Below are 16020 nucleotides of genomic sequence, written 5' to 3'. Positions count from 1 at the left end.
CCAAAAAAGCCATTCTGTCTTGCCAAGCCTGCCGCAACCAAGGGTGATCCTTTCGATGAAAGGGGAAGCCGGCTGGACGCAATTTCGGTTCTGCGCCGTATGCGTTATCACTACAGAACTGATTCCGGTTAAGCGCTTGCGCGGCGCATCCGAAACGAAAGGCTTGTCATGCGGCAAAAACATATTCTTCGGATGCTCACCAGCGTGGCGTTTCTGACGCTTGCAGGCATGGTTTCCGGCCCTGTCCTCGCGCAGGAGACCGCGGCTCCGGCGGCCAAGGCCGAAGCGGAGACCGCCAAGCCGTTCGACGTGAACTCCGTGAACAGCTTTTCCGGCTCGTTCCTTGCGGCCCGCACCGCGGACGTCGATCACGATCTCGACACCGCAACCAAGCTCTACCGCACGGCGCTGGAATTCGAGCCCGACAATGTCGAGGTCAAGCAGCGGCTGATGATCACCTCGCTGATGAATGGCGACTTCGCCGAAGGTGTGAAGATCGCGACGCAGCTGAAGGACGATGCCTCCGTCGAGCGGATCACCACCGTCGTGCGCGGCGTCGATGCAATCCGCAAAAAGGAATTCCGCAACGCGGAGAAGATCCTGAAATATTCCGGGCCGAACGATCTGGACCGGATGATGAACGGCCTGCTGCTGGCCTGGGCGAAGGCCGGACAGGGCAAGCCCAAGGACGCCATCGCCATGATCCAGGAGATGAAGGGACCGGAGTGGTTCGCCATCTTCAAGACCTACCAGCAGGGCGCGATCGCGCTTGCTGCCGGCGACAAGCAGACCGCGCGCACCAAGTTCAACGAGGCCGTGACGGACCGTAATGGCGGCGGCGCTGCCCCCGACACGTTCATCCGCTCGGTGATCGCGCTGGCGCGGCTGGAGGCGACCGACGGCAACAAGCAGAAGGCGCTCGACACGATTTCGCTCGGGCAGAACTTCGTCAACAATTACGCGCCGCTGGATGCCCTTCGCAAGAGCATCGAGGATGGCAAGCCGCAGGAACAGCAGGTTCGCAATGCGAGCCAGGGTGCGGCCGCCGTGCTGTTTTCCGTGGGTGCCGCCCTCAACCGCGAAGGTGCGGAAGATATCGTTTCGCTTTACCTGCAAACGGCGCGTGCGCTCGATCCCGATAGCGCCGACATTCTCGTTATGCTCGGCGGCATTGCCGAGACGCTGAAGAAGCCTGAACGCGCCATCGCGCTCTACCAACAGGTGCCGCAGGGTTCGCCCATGCGCCGCCTGTCGGAAATGCAGCTGGGGCTGGCGCTTGCCGAAGTCGGCAAGGTGGATGAGGCGAAGAACCACCTGCGCGAGCTGATCGCCCTCGATCCGAAGGATATCCGCAGCTATGTCGCCTATGGCAGCGTGCTTTCGGATGCCAAGGACTACAAGGAAATGGCCGTCATCTACGACAAGGCCATCGAGGTTCTCGGCCCGGTGCCGAAGCGGACCGACTGGTCGATCTACTTCCAGCGCGGCATCGCCTATGAGCGCCTGAAGGAGTGGGAAAAGGCCGAGCCGAGCTTCAAGAAGGCGCTGGAGCTGAACCCCGACCAGCCGCAGGTGCTGAACTATCTCGGCTATTCCTGGGTGGACAAGAACATGAACCTCGACGAGGGGCTGAACATGATCCGCCGCGCCGTCGAGCTGAAGCCGGATGACGGCTACATCGTCGATTCGCTCGGCTGGGCATATTTCCGGCTGGGACAGTTCGACGAGGCCGTGGCCGAACTTGAACGCGCCGCCGAGCTGATGGCCGGCGATCCCACGATCAACGACCATCTGGGCGATGCCTACTGGCGCGTCGGGCGCAAGCTCGAGGCTGTGTTCCAGTGGAACCAGACGCTGGAGCTGAAGCCCGAGGAAGACGAGATCCCGAAGATCAAGGCGAAGATCGAGAACGGCCTGCCGGCTCTGGAAACGAAGGTTCCCGCCGCGGCCGACGCCGAGGGCAAGCCGAAGCCACCGGAAGTGGCTGTGCCTGGCAAGAAGTCCTGATGTCGGCCCGTGCCTGACACGCTCGTCATGCCGGAGGTCTTGAGCGCACCTGCTCCGGTGGATCAGGGTGCCGACGTGCCGCTGGTGATGATGGCACCGGCGAAGATCAATCTGGCGCTGCATGTCGTCGGCCAGCGTGCCGACGGCCATCATCTGCTCGAAAGCCTCGTGACCTTTGCGGATGCCGGCGACAGGTTGTCGCTGGCTTTCTTCGAGACCGACAGCTTCACCGTCTCCGGCCCCTTTGCGGGCGACGTGCCGGTGGGTGCCGATGGCGGGCATGCCAATCTCGTGCTGAAGGCGCGAGACCTGCTGCGCACGCGGCTGACCATGCTCGGCTTGCCCTGCGCGCCGGTCGCCCTGCATCTGACGAAGAACCTGCCCGTCGCCTCCGGCATCGGCGGCGGCTCGGCGGATGCTGCCGCAGCCCTCACCGGGCTCTCGCGCCTCTGGAATCCGACGCGGGATGCCGCTGTAGATCTCGATCTCGCTGCGCTCGGCCTCTCGCTCGGGGCGGACCTGCCGATGTGCCTGACCGGCCGGCCGCTCATAGCGCGTGGCATTGGCGAGGCGATCACACCCGTCATCGGCCTTCCCGCGTTCCCGGCCCTGCTGGTCAATCCCGGTGCCGCGGTCTCCACGCCCGCCGTGTTTCGCGCGCTCAGCGACAAAACCAACCCGCTGCTGCCCCTTCCCGAACGGCTTGCCTCACCGGAAGACTGGATCGCAGCGATCGCCGCGACACGCAACGATCTGGAGCCACCGGCTCTTTCCATCGCGCCCGTCATCGGCACGGCGCGGGCAGCGCTTGTCGAGGCCGGTGCGGCGCTTGCCCGCATGTCCGGCTCCGGCGCCACCTGCTTCGGGCTCTTTCTCGACGTCGAGGGGCGAGACCGGGCGGCGGTGCGCATCCGCAAGGCCTATCCCGACTGGTATCTTCTGCCCTGCAGCACGCTGGGAAGCCATTGCGGGGCTCCCGACACCGAGAGGACGAAGACCTTATGACGATCGACACGACGCGGACCTTCGTGCCCGTTTCCATCGCGGTGCTCACCGTTTCCGACACCCGGACGCCGGAAACGGACACATCCGGCGATACGCTGGTGGCGCGACTGACGCAGGCCGGCCATGTGCTGGCCGCACGCGGCATCGTGGCCGACGACCGCGCCGCCATCGCCGGTCAGGTAACGGCCTGGAGCCTCGACCCCGGAGTGGACGTCATCATCACCACCGGCGGCACCGGCTTTACCGGACGCGACGTGACGCCGGAGGCGCTGGAGCCGCTGTTCGAAAAGACGATGGACGGCTTTTCCGCCATCTTCCATCGCATTTCGTATGAGAAGATCGGCACCTCGACCATCCAGTCGCGCGCGACCGGCGGCGTGCTGAACGCGACCTTCGTCTTCGTGCTGCCCGGCTCGCCCGGAGCCTGCCGCGATGCCTGGGACGGCATCCTCAGCCAACAGCTCGACCTGCGTCACCGGCCCTGCAATTTCGTGGAGATCATGCCACGGCTGGACGAACACCTGAAGCGGTGAGTGTGGGTGGATTTGGAAAGAAAGACCCTCACCGACCCGAAGCCCAGGCAGGCATAAGCTCGCTCGACAGGCGGTGCACGCCGCGACGGGACACGAAATCGGCGAGCATCATGCCCGGTCTCGTCATACCGGCGGCCTGCGTGCGCTTGATCAGAAAGCCCTGTTCCAGAACCGGGCGGCGCGAGGCGAGACGTGCCAGAAGGGACCGGCGGTGCCGGCGGGAGGCGGAGAAGCAGGCAGGACCGCCACCGATGGCCATGTGCTCGGCGATCTCGTCCACCCAGCGGCCGAGCGGCCGGGCGCCCGGCTCGATCAGAAGCAGCCACTCGCCCCGCGCCGACCCGATGACTTCCGCCATCTCCCAGCGCGTGAGGAACCGCGCGCCCGCGGCATCGGCCACGCGGCCGGAGGCATCCTGCGAGCCGTGATCGAGGATGATCACGTCGCTGACGAGACCTTCCACAGCGCCGGCCACCAGCGCGGCCAGCGACTGCGCCAGCCTCGTCTCGCTATCGCGGGTTTCCATCAGGATTGTCAGCATGGCCGGTCGTACCGCATTGCACGCGGGAATGCCATAAAACCTGCGCAGAGCGGAACAATCTCCCGTCATTCATGATGAATCCAGAAGCTTCGGGGACGCTTGGAAGCGGGGCCAGCACATTTGTTCTTGCATTGTTCTCCTTTTAGGGTTACGACGAACGGAAGAGAGAACGACATGACGGTTCGGCGAAAACCACACCGTCCATGTTCCCCGGAGTGTCCCATGAACGATCTGTCCCATGTCAGGCAGGGCGCATTTGCGCCCGGCAATCGGGCCGATGTGGCCGACGCACTGATGGTCGAAAGCGGCCTTCGCATCGAGGTGGACCGCCGTCGCGGCCGTGGTGCCGGGATCAACCCCTCGGGAAGGTTCGAGCCCGTGACGCGCAGCACCGAGGACGATGGCTGGAACGCGCTGGAAAACCTGCCGCCGTTCAAGACCGAGGTGCAGGTGGAAAAGCCGCGCACGATCATCGCCCGTAACGATTCGCCCGACATTCCCTTCGACCGCTCGGTCAATCCCTATCGCGGCTGCGAGCATGGCTGCATCTACTGCTTCGCCCGGCCGACGCATGCCTATATGGGCCTGTCCGCCGGTCTCGATTTCGAGGCGCGGCTGTTTGCCAAACCCGATGCGGCCAAGCTTCTGGAGCGCGAACTGGCCAAGCCCGGCTACAAGGTGAAGCCGATCGCCATCGGCACGAATACGGATCCTTACCAGCCGATCGAGAAGGAATGGCGGATCATGCGTCAGATCCTGGAAGTGCTGAAGGCGGCGGATCACCCCGTCATGATCGTCACGAAATCGGCGATGGTCCTGCGCGATATCGACATTCTCGCGCCCATGGCCGAGAAGGGCCTCGCCCGCGTCGGTCTCTCGGTCACGACGCTCGACCGCAAGCTCGCCCGGCTGATGGAACCCCGCGCCTCGACGCCGGAGAAGCGGCTGGACGCGATCCGCAAGCTGTCGGAGGCCGGCATTCCCACCAGCGTACTGATGGCGCCGGTCATTCCCGCGCTGAACGACCATGAGATCGAGCGCGTGCTGGACTCCGCCAAGGCGGCCGGGGCAACGGAGGCGAGCTACGTCATCCTGCGGCTGCCGCTGGAAGTCAGCCCCCTCTTCCGCGACTGGCTGCTGCAACATTATCCGGATCGCTACCGGCACGTCATGTCGCTCGTGCGCTCGATGCGCGACGGTAAGGACTACGATGCCGACTTCACCAAGCGGATGAAGGGTGCCGGACCCTATGCCTGGCAAATCGGCCGTCGCTTCGACCTTGCCGCCAAACGGCTGGAACTGAACACGAACCGGCGGGCGCTGAACTGCGATATCTTCGTGCCGCCACTCGGGACGGGTGTTCAGCTCTCGCTACTCTGAGGCTCTCATCTTCATCCGGCACGTTCCGGACAGCAAATGGGATCGCATGTCCCTCGTACCATGCGATCGCTCGCGGCAGGTGTCTTCCGCAAAGCCACCTGCCCTCTGCCCCCCGGCGCCGCCGCATCCGCCTGGGGTCTTGCGGGGAATCGGTCTCCCGTGCGAATTTGCCGCCATGGCACGCCGCACAACGACCGATTCCCCGCTCCTCTTCGACATTCGCCTCAGCCCCGATTTCAGTCTGGAAGAGGCGGCACAGCGTGATGGTCTGTGGCCGGTCGCCGGCACGGACGAAGCCGGGCGGGGACCGCTTGCCGGCCCTGTGGTCGCCGCCGCCGTCATCCTCGACCCCAAGCGCATTCCTGATGGCCTGAACGACAGCAAGCAGCTGACGGCGCAGCGGCGGGAGGTCCTGTTTACCGAAATCCTCGCGACCGCCACCGTCTCTATCGCATCCTCCGGCGCGGGGCGCATCGACGGCACGGATATCCGCAAGGCGAGCCTCGACGCGATGCGGCGCGCGGTCTGCGGTCTTCACCGGCGGCCGGCTCTCGTGCTTGCGGACGGACGGGACGTCCCGCCGGGGCTCGCCTGCGAAGGTCGGGCCGTCATCAAGGGCGATGCCCGTTCCCTGTCCATCGCTGCGGCCTCCATCGTCGCCAAGGTCGCGCGCGACCGAATGATGACCCGGGCGGACGGCATCTTTCCCCGCTACGGTTTTGCCATGCATGCCGGCTACGCCACCGCGCATCACCGCAGCGCCATTCTTCTCTACGGCCCCTGCCGGCTGCACCGCATGACGTTTCGCCCCTTGAGGTCCGATGAAGCCGAGCCGGACATCGCTCCGGCCGAGATGCCCGTATCAGGCTGAAACATCCCCGGCACCGGCTGCGAACCCGAATGGGCATCTGTCCGCGCGGGAGATTCGGCGGCCCTGCCGCAGATATCTTCATTTTTAGTAAATTCTTTTATACCACAATTGGTCTCAAGGACGTTGGGTAAGGACGCCTATGACATCGAGGGGACCTGAAAATGCATATTGAGGATTACATCAAGACGTGGCCGAGCCAGGACCAGGCCGCCGGAGAAAGCATTCATGCGCGCGTTTCCAAGCATTTGGACGCGGTTCTCCTTGAGGCTTACAGCGCCATTGACGCCACGCTGACCGCTGTTCCGCTGGACGTGCTCGCCCGTGAGCGGCGGAAGTTCCGCGCGATTACCACGGGCAATTTCTCCCCGGAGTATTTCAGCGAACAGGCTGTCATTGCAAAGAACATTGCCCAGTTCTTGACCTTCCCCGAGTATCTTCTCGGCTATGCGGGCTACGCCTCGGGCCTCGTTGCCGGCTTGCTGAAAGACACTAGCTGGAGCAGAGCAAAGCGCGACCAGGAAGTCCGGCTCCTCCTGCGATCCGTCTTCAGCGATGTTGCTGTTGTCATGTTCCATTTCTTCAACGAAATGAACGAGAAGGCGGAAGGCGAACGCGAAGCCTTCAATCAGGCACGCGAGGCCGAGGCGCGCCACGACGAGGAGATCGTCAACGAGATCGGCAAGGCCTTGCGGGCGCTGGAAGACTGCCAGCTCAGTTATCGGATCGATGCCGAACTGCCGCAGAAGGCGCAGCAGATGAAGAGCAATTTCAACGAGGCGACGGAACGGCTGGCGACCGCCATGTCGATGATCCGTGATCTTTCCAACACGGTCGGCGACACGATGGAGGAAATCTCCTCCGCCACGAACGACCTTTCCCAGCGCACCGAGCAGCAGGCGGCCGCCGTGGAGGAGACCTCCGCCGCGCTCGCCGAGATCAACCAGACCGTCCGACGCACCGCCGAGGGTGCGGTTCACGCAAAGCAGGTCGCATCCGAGGCAAGGGCCGATGCCGCGCGATCCGGCGAGATCATGAGCCAGGCGGAAAGCGCCATGGCCGCGATCGCCCATAGTTCGGGCGAGATCAACCAGATCGTCTCCGTGATCGACGAGATCGCCTTCCAGACCAATCTTCTGGCGCTCAACGCGGGCGTCGAGGCCGCGCGTGCCGGTGACGCCGGCAAGGGTTTTGCAGTCGTCGCATCGGAAGTGCGCACGCTTGCCCAGCGCTCGTCAGACGCCTCCAAGCAGATCCGTAGCCTGATCGGCGCCAGTGCCGAGCAGGTGACGAAGGGTGTCGGCCTGGTCAGCAGCACCGGCGAGGTTCTCAAGGCCATCGTGGCGAAGGTGTCCGATATCGACAGCCTGATCACAGGCATCTCGGCCTCCGCCGGCGAGCAGTCCGCAGCGCTCGGCGAGGTCACCTCCGCCGTCGGGCAGATGGACAAGGTCATCCAGCAGAACGCCGCCATGGTCGAGGAATCGAGCGCCGCGACGAAGGGACTGCGCGATCGTGTCCGCGAACTCGCACAACTCGTCGAGGCCTTCGATCTCGGCGCACCGGCCGCCCAGCACCGGCCGCAACCTCAGCGCCTCCAAGCGGCCTGAGCCTTAACTATAGACGTTCCCTTTGAGCTTGGCGCGCCATGAAGGGTGCGCCAAGCCAACGCCAATAGCCGGCATGCCATGTATGATACCCCGAACGCTGTTCCGGTATCATGCAACCGGTCGCGCATTTCGCGCCGCGGCTCTTCGCCTCCCCGTATCGGTGACCCCAATCGACCGCGAGACCGGTCCGGAACGACGAACCATCCGGCGAGGATGCGCACCGAGATCGAAGCGCGACCTTGCGATGCATGCATGAGAGCGGATGCTTCTTCTGCTGGAACCGCTGCAAAAGACATCATAAGCTCGATTTCAGCGGCGGCCCTCGCGCGCCGGAGGAGGACCAAATGGATGCTGTGACGCTTCTTGCCTTCACCCTGACCTTCTTCGTCTTCGCCGCGAGCCCCGGGCCGGACAATATGACGATCGTGCTGCGCACGATTTCCCACGGCCCCGCCTCTGGCCTCGCTTATGGTGCCGGCACGGTCTTCGGCATTCTCGTCTTCCTCTCGCTCGCCGGCTTCGGTCTCTCGGTGCTGGCCACGGAGATGGGGACTTTGATGATGGTGCTGCGGTTCGCGGGTGCCGCCTATCTCGTCTGGATGGGCATCCGGCTGTGGACGGCCCCGCCCGTGCTTCCGGCGATGCAGGCGATCTCCGAGCGGGGCAGCCTCCTTGGCGTCTTTTGCACCGGCATCGCGCTGAACCTCGGCAATCCCAAAATGCCGCTATTCTACATCGCGCTTCTGCCGAACGTCGTTGGCACAACATTTACGATCACGACACTTCTCGAACTCGCAGCCATCATTCTCGCGGTCGAGGCCATCGTGATCGGCGGTCATGTGCTGCTCGCTGTGCGGGCACGCCGCCTGCTGCGCACCACCAAGGCCATCCGCCGCATCAACCGCGCCGCCGGCGGGTTGATGATCGGCACTGCCGTGGGGATCGTCGCGACACGGTGAGGGTTGCGGATGATGGTGCGGGTTCGGCGTCGATATATGCGGCCTCCCCTCATCCGGCTGCCGCCATTTTCTCCGCGCGTGCGGGGAGAAGGGACTCGTGGCACCGGGCTACCTCCGTCGAAAGCGTCGAGCAGGGCACGTCCCCTCGCCCCGCAAGCGGGGAGAGGGTTAGGGTGAGGGGCAGCCTCGACGCGAGACCTTGCTGGTCGGGCAAAGGAAAAAGGCCGGCACGATGGCCAGCCTTTTGATCGTTTCATACGCATTCCACGATGTCCGCTCGCCTTGCAAGCGTTATCCGACATTCAAGCACCCAGAACCCTCGGTGAAGAGGCACCGGGAACGCCTCAGTTGAGGCGCGTCTTGACCTCGTTGACCGAGCTGGCGAAGAGGGCCTGCTGGGTCGAGGCGTCGGCCTTGGCGGTGATGACGCGTTCGGCGGCCGCGATGGCAATATCGACGGCCGTAGCACGCACGGCGTTGATGGCATCGGTTTCGGCCTGGCGGATCTTCTGCTCCGACAGCGTGGTACGGCGGGCGACGAATTCTTCCGTCTTCAGCTTGGCATCGGCCGTCAGGGCTTCGGCTTCACGCTCCGCGGCAGCCACGATATTGGCGGCTTCCGCTTCGGCTTCCTTGCGCTTCTGCTGGTATTCCACCAGCAAAGCCTGGGCTTCTTCCCGCAGGCGCTTGGCTTCGGCCAGCTCGTTGCGAATGCGCGTCGCGCGCTCGTCGAGTTGCTTGCCCATCATGCCGGGCACTTTGAGGTACACGATGAGAGCGAGGAAAAGCACGAGGCCGACGGTCGCCCAGAATGTTGCCAGAGAGGTCAAATCCATCTGTCTTCTCCCTTACTCTGCCGCAGCCTTGACGGCGGATGCGATTTCGGTGCGCGGCACGTCGCGACCGAGCAACTGCTTGACGACGGCGGACGCGGTTTCCTCGGCGATGGCGCCGACATCGGCAAGCGCGCTGGCCTTGATGTCCGCGATGCGGCTTTCGGCAGCGACAATCTTGTCGTTCAGGGCGGCTTCGATGGCCGCGCGGTCGGCAGCAGCCTTCACCTTGGCGGCCTCACGGGCGCTGGCGGCAATGGCGTTACCCTTGGCGCGGGCAGCAGCCAGTTCCTGCTCGTAGGATGCGATGGCGGCGTCGGCTTCGGCCTTGGAGCGCGAGGCGGCGTCGAGATCGCGGGCGATGGCATCATGGCGCTCGCCGAGGATAGCGGCGATCCGCGGCATGATCACCTTCTGCATCAGCAGATAGAACAGGCCGAACGTGATCGCCAGCCACACGAGCTGCGATGCGAATGTCGATTGATCGAAAGGCGGAAACACGCCGGAGCCGTGGGCGCCTTCCGATGCGACACCGGTCTCGGTGTGCACGTCGCCAGGCGCGGCATGGGGTGTCTCGCCCTCGGGAGGTGTGGTTGACTGGGCATAGGCCGCGGTCACGAACATGCTCATCTCCAGGGGCAACTCAAAAGGCCACGCTCATATCCCCTCGATACGCGAGAAAGAATGGCGGCGCTGTAAAAGGATGACGGGCCGCGAGGGTATCGCGGCACTGTCAAAGCATAATGGGCCGCGACGTCATCGCGACACTGTCCAGAGCAGTGCGGGCCGCAACGTCATCGCGGCGCTGTTCAGAGCAGTCCGGGCTGCGACTTCGTCGCAGCCCGGCAAGCTCGACCGTCTTAGACGGCGAACAGGAGGAGCAGAGCTACGAGCAGCGAGAAGATGCCCAGAGCTTCCGTAACGGCGAAGCCGAATACGAGGCGGCCGAACTGGCTGTCGGCTGCCGACGGGTTGCGAAGTGCGCCCGAGAGGTAGCTGCCGAAGATGTTGCCGAGGCCGAGAGCCGTGCCGGCCATGCCGAGGCATGCCAGACCCGCGCCGATGTACTTTGCTGCTTCCGCTTCCATGTTGATCTCCTTGAGAAGGGTTGTTGCGGCTTTTCTTGGCAGGCGCGACGGTCGATTGCCGGCCTGCGTGACTTATTCCTCAGTGACCGCCCGGATGGACCGCGTCGTTCAGGTACATGCAGGTGAGTACCGCGAAGACGTAGGCCTGAAGGAAGGCGACGAGGAATTCGAGACCCGTGAGCGCCACGGTCATGATGAGAGGCAGAATGGCGCCGCCGATGCCGAGCGCACCCATGGTGCCGAGCGATGCGACGAAGCCTGCAAAGACCTTCAGCGTGATGTGTCCGGCCAGCATGTTGGCGAAGAGACGGACCGACAGGCTGATGGGGCGCGACAGGAACGAGATGATTTCGATGGCGACGACCAGCGGCAGCAGGATGCCGGGAACGCCGGAGGGCACGAACACCTTCAGGAAGCCGAAGCCATGCTTGTAGAAGCCATACACCAGGACCGTGCCGATGACGAACAGCGCCAGCGCGAAGGTGACGATGATCTGGCTGGTGATGGTGAAGAAGTAAGGCACCATGCCGAGCAGGTTTGCCGTCAGGATGAACATGAACAGCGAGAAGACCATCGGGAAGAAGTGCATGCCGTGGCTGCCGGCGCCTTCGCGCAGCATCGAGGCGATAAATTCGTAGGACAGTTCCGACACCGACTGCATGCGGCCGGGAACGACCGAGCGCGGCGTGGTGGTGAGATAGAGGAAGCCGATGGCCACGACCAGCGTTGCGACCATGAACAGGGATGCATTGGTGAAGGAGAGATTCAGGCCGCCGATATGGATCGGGACGATCTCGTTGATCATAAACTGGTGGGTCGGATCTACCTTATCGCCTGCCACTGTCGTTCTCTCTCGCTCTCAGCCGCTTGAAGCGGTTGTTTCCCGTTGCCGCACCTGTCAGGCGCCGCCATCCTTGTTGTCGTCGCCCTGCTCCCGACCGACACGATCGGCCGGATGGGGCGAAGCCACCATGCCTGCAGACCGCATGACGTTCAGCACGCCGGCGCAAAAGCCGAGGAGGAGAAGCACGATCATCCCCCAGGGCGCTGTACCCGCAAAAGTATCCAGAAGATAGCCCAGAAGCGCCCCGACAATGACGGCCGCCACGAATTCGCTCGAAAGCTTGATCGCGACTTGGTAGCCCTTGCGGTTGCTAGCAGCCCTCGCCTCGTCCGCCGCGTCGCGGCTTTCATGGCCGCGCCGTTCCGACAGTTGAGCATCGAGGCGTTTGCGCCGTTCCTCCAGACCTTCGTTCCGGTCGTCCGTCATGTGGCCCCTCCCCCGCATCTCCGACCCCAGGGATAAACCCTGGGAGCGGCCACACAAAGGCCCGATTTGAAGCCACTCTGGCCCGTTTGAAGTCGGCCGCACCATAGTTTTGGCGCCGCGCATAGTCAAGGCGAAGACGCACCTTGATGGGCGACAATATTCGGCTGACAAATCAACGCGTTGTGATCGAAAAATCCGTGTCTGGCGGAATCTGTCCCCAGCTGTTGCCGGTATTGGCATCCGACATGGGCGGTACGGGGAACGCGCGGACGAGCGCAACTTGCCCGGACACCGCTCCGGGTCCTGTGGCGCGGCGGGCGATTCTCCCCTGTGCGCAGTCAGCTCCAGCCGCCGCCATAGGTGCGGTAGAAGATGTGCTTGCCGATCTGGGTCAGCCGCTTCATGGTCGGACCCCAGTCGGGGCGGACATAGGTCGCGTGGTAGTGCGTAGCGGAGCCGACTTCGGGCAGCCAGATCTTGCCGGCGGTGACCGCCAGCGCGATTTCCCTGGCGGTCTGCCAGTGGGCCGGCGACCAGACGATGTCGGGAATGCGGTCGCAAGCAAACGAGAACTGGCAGCGATTGTAAAGCGCCTTGTTCTGGTAGACGACGCCGCAGATGGAGCCGGGATAGGACGGGTTGCGGACGCGGTTCAGGATGACCTGCGCGACGGCGGCCTGACCCTTCACCGATTCTCCCCGCGATTCGAAATAGATGCCGGCCGTCAGGCATTTCTGCTCGGCCTCGCTGAACGCATCGGCCGGCAGCGGATTGGCGGCCCAGGCGTGATCTTCGGGCGAGATATCGGGGATGAAGCGTCCGCTCGCTGTATCGTCCTTCAGGATCGAGTCGAAAGGCGATTCGCGGGCGTAATCGGGTGCGGCAGGAGCGTAGGCGGTCGCGAGAATATCGGCACGCTCGTTGGTGACGAGGCTCGCAATCATCGGCGACATGGTTTCGTCGCGCTTCGGCGGCGCCTTCTTGTAGAAGGCCATGGCGATCTCGATTTCTTGGCCGCGGATCTTCGGCCTTGCGAAGACCATCCGCTCCTGCGTGTCGAACACAGGGTCCGTCAGCGCGCTGGTGCGCTGGAGGATGGATCCGGCCGAAAAATCCTTCGGTGGCGTGACGGGAACGACCGTGACGATTCGGCCTCTCTTGTCCTTGCGGTTGACGCGCTCCTCGTCTGTGCGCGGATCGGACTGCTTGTCGGCGGCGGCGAGCGAGACCTTGCCGCCGTCCGGCAGCGTCATCCCGGCGCCATCGCCGAGCGCCGCGGTGGTGATCGGATCGTTGAAGACCATTTCCGCTTCGTGGATCGATCCCGCCGGCGAGGCCGTCATATGCATCCGCCACCGCTCTCCACCCCGGTTGATGCCGGAAATGAATGTTGCAAGGTCGGCATGGGCCGAGACGCTGGGGAAGCCGATGAAGAGGCCGAAGGCGATGAGGAGCGGTTTGGACCAGCGCCGGGAAGGGCTGGGCGAAGCGGGTGCCAGGAAACGGCCCTTTAAACGAACTTTCTGACGCACAGGCAACTCCACGCACACCCTAGTGACGCATACGCGCAAGACCGCCTGCCCGGCCGAGCGGATCGGCCGGAACGCGTTTTTCCGCGAACATCCAACGAAATTGCAGGTTTGGCGCGATTCATCCGAAGCGTCGCCGGGTGCCTGCTCTGGGGATGACAATGAAGCATTAACCTTAATGGGGGGTAAATGCGGAGTAACGGATGGGGGATAGCGGAGGAGGAGGAGGAGATGATGAAAGAAGGCCCTCTCTGGCTTGCCAGCCATCTCCCCCACAAGGGGGGAGAAGACTTGGGGAACGCCTCAGCTCAAGTCTTCAAGGTTTGCGTACAGAGCGAGCGGGTGTCGCGAGTCCTCTCCCCCCTTGTGGGGGAGATGGCCAGAGAGGGTCTTCTCCTCCCCTCCCCCGCCACCTTCAGATAATCACGTGCGACCCCAGTTCCACCACCCGGTTCGTCGGCAGGCGGAAGTAGTCGGAGGGGTCGATGGCGGCGTTGGCCATGGCGATGAACAGGCGGTCCTGCCATTCGGGCATGCCGGACTGGGCGTCCGGCACCAGCTTGCGGCGGCCGAGGTAGAAGGAGGTCGACATGATGTCGAACTTCAGGCCGCTCTTGCGGAAGAGACCGAGCGTCTGGGAGACGTTCTGGGTTTCCATGAAGCCGAAACGCATTTCAAGCAGGCTGAAGCGATCCGAGAGCTTCGTCGCGCTGACACGGTGCTCCTTGGAGACAACAGGCGTGTTCGTCGTGCGGATGGTCAGGATGAAGTTCTGCGCGTGCAGGACGTGGTTGTGCTTGATGTTGTGCAGCAGGGCGGCGGGGGCGGATTCCGGGTCGCTCGTGAGGAAGATCGCGGTGCCCGGCACCTCCACGGGCGCATGCTCGCTCTTGCGCTCGATCGACTTGATGAAGGCGGCGAGCGGAATGTTGGTGTGGTGCGTCTTGTCCTGCAGGATCCGGGTGCCGCGCCGCCAGGTCCACATGACCAACACGAAGCTGGCGGCGATCAGGACGGGCACATAGCCGCCATCGTGGATCTTCAAAAGGTTCGCGCCGAGGAAGACCGATTCGAGCGCCAGCAGCGGCATCAGCAGACCGATGGCGAGTGAGAGCGGCCAGCGCCAGCGCATCCGGACGAACTGGAAGGCGAGCAGCGTATCCACCACCATCGCGCCCGTGACCGAGATGCCATAGGCGGTGGCGAGCGATTCCGACGAGCCGAAGATGAAGACCAGCGCCATGACGCCGAACATCAGGATGATGTTGACGTTGGGAACGTAGATCTGCCCGGTATTGGTTTCCGACGTGTGGAGGATCGCCATGCGCGGCAGGAAGCCGAGGTTGATGGCCTGCCGGGTGAGCGAGAAGGCGCCGGTGATGACGGCCTGAGCGGCGATGATGGTGGCGGCGGTCGCCAGGATGACAATCGGCAGCAGCGCCCATTCCGGGAACATCAGATAGAAGGGATCGGACATCGCCTCCGGGTGCTTCAGCACCATGGCGCCCTGCCCCAGATAGTTCAGCGCCAGCGCCGGGAAGACGAGGCACATCCACGCGCCCTGTATCGGGCGGCGGCCGAAATGTCCAAGATCGGCGTAGAGCGCCTCTGCCCCGGTGACGGTGAGGAAGACGGCGCCGAGCACGACGATGCCGACGAAGCCCGCATGGATGAGAAAGCGCACCGCGTGGTAGGGATTGAACGCGGCGAGGATGCCGTAATCGTCGTGGATATGGCTGAAGCCGATGACGGCGAGCACGACGAACCAGACGAGCATGATCGGCCCGAAGAATTTCGACACAGCCTCCGTGCCGCGCGACTGGACCGCGAAGAGCGCGAGCAGGATGACCACGGAGATCGGCACGACATAATCGCTGAAGGACGGCGCGACGAGCTTTAGCCCCTCGACAGCCGAGAGAACGGAAAGTGCCGGCGCGATGATCGCATCGCCCATGAACAGGGCGGCTCCGGCAATGCCCATGAAGAAGAGATAGGTGGAGTGCCCGCGCGTGAACTTCATGAGGAGCGCCAGCAGCGACAAGGTGCCGCCCTCCCCGTTATTGTCGGCGCGCAGCAGGAAGATGACGTATTTCAGCGTGACGATGATCGTCAGCGTCCAGATCATCAGCGATACCAGGCCAATGATTTCCCCACGCGTCACGCCATCCACGGCCACCGGGCGCAGCGCCTCGCGGAAGGCATAGAGCGGGCTCGTGCCGATATCGCCATAGACGACGCCGATCGAGCCGACGGCGAGGCCGAGATAGCCTTTCTTGCCGCCATGGCCGTCGGCGTGGTCGTGGTCGTGGCCGAGCCCGTCAGCCGGCCCGCTGCCCGTCGCAGTTCCAGGGCTCTCGGGAGCCTTGATATCCTTGTGCGCCATGAGAGATCATCCGG

15 protein-coding genes are annotated in these 16020 nt (G+C 63.9%); 7 read left to right on the top strand and 8 right to left on the bottom strand.

Going from position 1 to position 16020, the window contains the following annotated elements:
* Positions 1–168: 168 nt before the first annotated feature.
* The 3 genes from GA0004734_RS07165 (at position 169) to moaB (ending at position 3545) form a co-directional block, all read left to right on the top strand.
* Complete coding sequence (locus tag GA0004734_RS07165; RefSeq protein ID WP_092932447.1) at positions 169–2007, top strand: tetratricopeptide repeat protein; 1839 nt, start codon at positions 169–171, stop codon at positions 2005–2007.
* An 87-nt stretch (positions 2008–2094) separates the two neighbouring features.
* The gene (locus tag GA0004734_RS07160; RefSeq protein WP_245292492.1) at positions 2095–3012 is read left to right on the top strand and encodes a 4-(cytidine 5'-diphospho)-2-C-methyl-D-erythritol kinase; all 918 of its coding nucleotides are present in this window, start codon (positions 2095–2097) and stop codon (positions 3010–3012) included.
* Positions 3009–3545 (top strand): molybdenum cofactor biosynthesis protein B, encoded by a 537-nt coding sequence (gene moaB, locus GA0004734_RS07155; protein ID WP_092932444.1) that lies wholly within the window; start codon positions 3009–3011, stop codon positions 3543–3545. Before GA0004734_RS07160 ends, moaB begins: the two co-directional genes overlap by 4 nt.
* 28 nt (positions 3546–3573) lie before the next feature.
* On the opposite strand, the gene GA0004734_RS07150 is transcribed toward moaB, so the two are convergent.
* A complete protein-coding gene (locus GA0004734_RS07150) occupies positions 3574–4086 on the bottom strand; it encodes a glycosyl transferase (RefSeq protein WP_092932442.1) in 513 nt (170 codons plus the stop codon).
* Positions 4087–4308: 222 nt separating this feature from the next.
* On the opposite strand from GA0004734_RS07150, the gene GA0004734_RS07145 reads away from it, so the two are divergent.
* The 4 genes from GA0004734_RS07145 (at position 4309) to GA0004734_RS07130 (ending at position 8903) form a co-directional block, all read left to right on the top strand.
* Complete coding sequence (locus GA0004734_RS07145; protein WP_092932440.1) at positions 4309–5466, top strand: PA0069 family radical SAM protein; 1158 nt, start codon at positions 4309–4311, stop codon at positions 5464–5466.
* Positions 5467–5641: 175 nt separating this feature from the next.
* Positions 5642–6337: a ribonuclease HII gene (locus GA0004734_RS07140; protein ID WP_092932438.1), complete on the top strand. Its 696-nt coding sequence runs from the start codon at positions 5642–5644 to the stop codon at positions 6335–6337.
* 161 nt (positions 6338–6498) lie between these two features.
* A complete protein-coding gene (locus GA0004734_RS07135; RefSeq protein ID WP_092932436.1) occupies positions 6499–7944 on the top strand; it encodes a methyl-accepting chemotaxis protein in 1446 nt (481 codons plus the stop codon).
* 344 nt (positions 7945–8288) lie between these two features.
* Positions 8289–8903: a LysE family translocator gene (locus GA0004734_RS07130; protein ID WP_092936018.1), complete on the top strand. Its 615-nt coding sequence runs from the start codon at positions 8289–8291 to the stop codon at positions 8901–8903.
* Between the two features lie 344 nt (positions 8904–9247).
* Here the strand turns inward: GA0004734_RS07130 and GA0004734_RS07125 are convergent, their stop codons facing one another.
* The 7 genes from GA0004734_RS07125 to GA0004734_RS07095 all read right to left on the bottom strand — a co-directional run bounded on the left by GA0004734_RS07125 (position 9248) and on the right by GA0004734_RS07095 (position 16006).
* Positions 9248–9733 (bottom strand): F0F1 ATP synthase subunit B, encoded by a 486-nt coding sequence (locus GA0004734_RS07125; RefSeq protein ID WP_175386468.1) that lies wholly within the window; start codon positions 9731–9733, stop codon positions 9248–9250.
* A gap of 18 nt (positions 9734–9751) precedes the next feature.
* The gene (locus GA0004734_RS07120) at positions 9752–10360 is read right to left on the bottom strand and encodes a F0F1 ATP synthase subunit B (RefSeq protein ID WP_092932432.1); all 609 of its coding nucleotides are present in this window, start codon (positions 10358–10360) and stop codon (positions 9752–9754) included.
* Positions 10361–10596: 236 nt separating this feature from the next.
* Positions 10597–10824, bottom strand: a complete 228-nt coding sequence (locus GA0004734_RS07115; RefSeq protein WP_056332699.1) for a F0F1 ATP synthase subunit C — start codon at positions 10822–10824, stop codon at positions 10597–10599.
* 79 nt (positions 10825–10903) lie between these two features.
* The gene (locus GA0004734_RS07110; RefSeq protein WP_280949472.1) at positions 10904–11665 is read right to left on the bottom strand and encodes a F0F1 ATP synthase subunit A; all 762 of its coding nucleotides are present in this window, start codon (positions 11663–11665) and stop codon (positions 10904–10906) included.
* Between the two features lie 57 nt (positions 11666–11722).
* Entirely contained in the window at positions 11723–12094 is a 372-nt protein-coding gene (locus GA0004734_RS07105) for an AtpZ/AtpI family protein (protein ID WP_092932428.1), read from the bottom strand.
* Between the two features lie 338 nt (positions 12095–12432).
* Positions 12433–13542: a cell wall hydrolase gene (locus GA0004734_RS07100; protein ID WP_245292491.1), complete on the bottom strand. Its 1110-nt coding sequence runs from the start codon at positions 13540–13542 to the stop codon at positions 12433–12435.
* Between the two features lie 496 nt (positions 13543–14038).
* Complete coding sequence (locus GA0004734_RS07095; RefSeq protein WP_092932424.1) at positions 14039–16006, bottom strand: potassium transporter Kup; 1968 nt, start codon at positions 16004–16006, stop codon at positions 14039–14041.
* Between the last annotated feature and the right edge of the window lie 14 nt (positions 16007–16020).

The sequence above is a fragment of the Rhizobium sp. 9140 genome (assembly GCF_900067135.1).
GTDB lineage: Bacteria > Pseudomonadota > Alphaproteobacteria > Rhizobiales > Rhizobiaceae > Ferranicluibacter.
This window is presented reverse-complemented; position numbering and strand designations above follow the sequence as displayed.

Bases quoted from the DNA above. Each gene is read 5' to 3' on its own strand.
- moaB (WP_092932444.1), top strand. From the start codon at position 3,009: ATGACGATCGACACGACGCGGACCTTCGTGCCCGTTTCCATCGCGGTG.
- GA0004734_RS07140 (WP_092932438.1), top strand. From the start codon at position 5,642: ATGGCACGCCGCACAACGACCGATTCCCCGCTCCTCTTCGACATTCGC.
- GA0004734_RS07145 (WP_092932440.1), top strand. From the start codon at position 4,309: ATGAACGATCTGTCCCATGTCAGGCAGGGCGCATTTGCGCCCGGCAAT.
- GA0004734_RS07120 (WP_092932432.1), bottom strand. From the start codon at position 10,360: ATGTTCGTGACCGCGGCCTATGCCCAGTCAACCACACCTCCCGAGGGC.
- GA0004734_RS07165 (WP_092932447.1), top strand. From the start codon at position 169: ATGCGGCAAAAACATATTCTTCGGATGCTCACCAGCGTGGCGTTTCTG.
- GA0004734_RS07160 (WP_245292492.1), top strand. From the start codon at position 2,095: ATGATGGCACCGGCGAAGATCAATCTGGCGCTGCATGTCGTCGGCCAG.
- GA0004734_RS07095 (WP_092932424.1), bottom strand. From the start codon at position 16,006: ATGGCGCACAAGGATATCAAGGCTCCCGAGAGCCCTGGAACTGCGACG.
- GA0004734_RS07130 (WP_092936018.1), top strand. From the start codon at position 8,289: ATGGATGCTGTGACGCTTCTTGCCTTCACCCTGACCTTCTTCGTCTTC.
- GA0004734_RS07150 (WP_092932442.1), bottom strand. From the start codon at position 4,086: ATGCTGACAATCCTGATGGAAACCCGCGATAGCGAGACGAGGCTGGCG.
- GA0004734_RS07105 (WP_092932428.1), bottom strand. From the start codon at position 12,094: ATGACGGACGACCGGAACGAAGGTCTGGAGGAACGGCGCAAACGCCTC.
- GA0004734_RS07135 (WP_092932436.1), top strand. From the start codon at position 6,499: ATGCATATTGAGGATTACATCAAGACGTGGCCGAGCCAGGACCAGGCC.
- GA0004734_RS07115 (WP_056332699.1), bottom strand. From the start codon at position 10,824: ATGGAAGCGGAAGCAGCAAAGTACATCGGCGCGGGTCTGGCATGCCTC.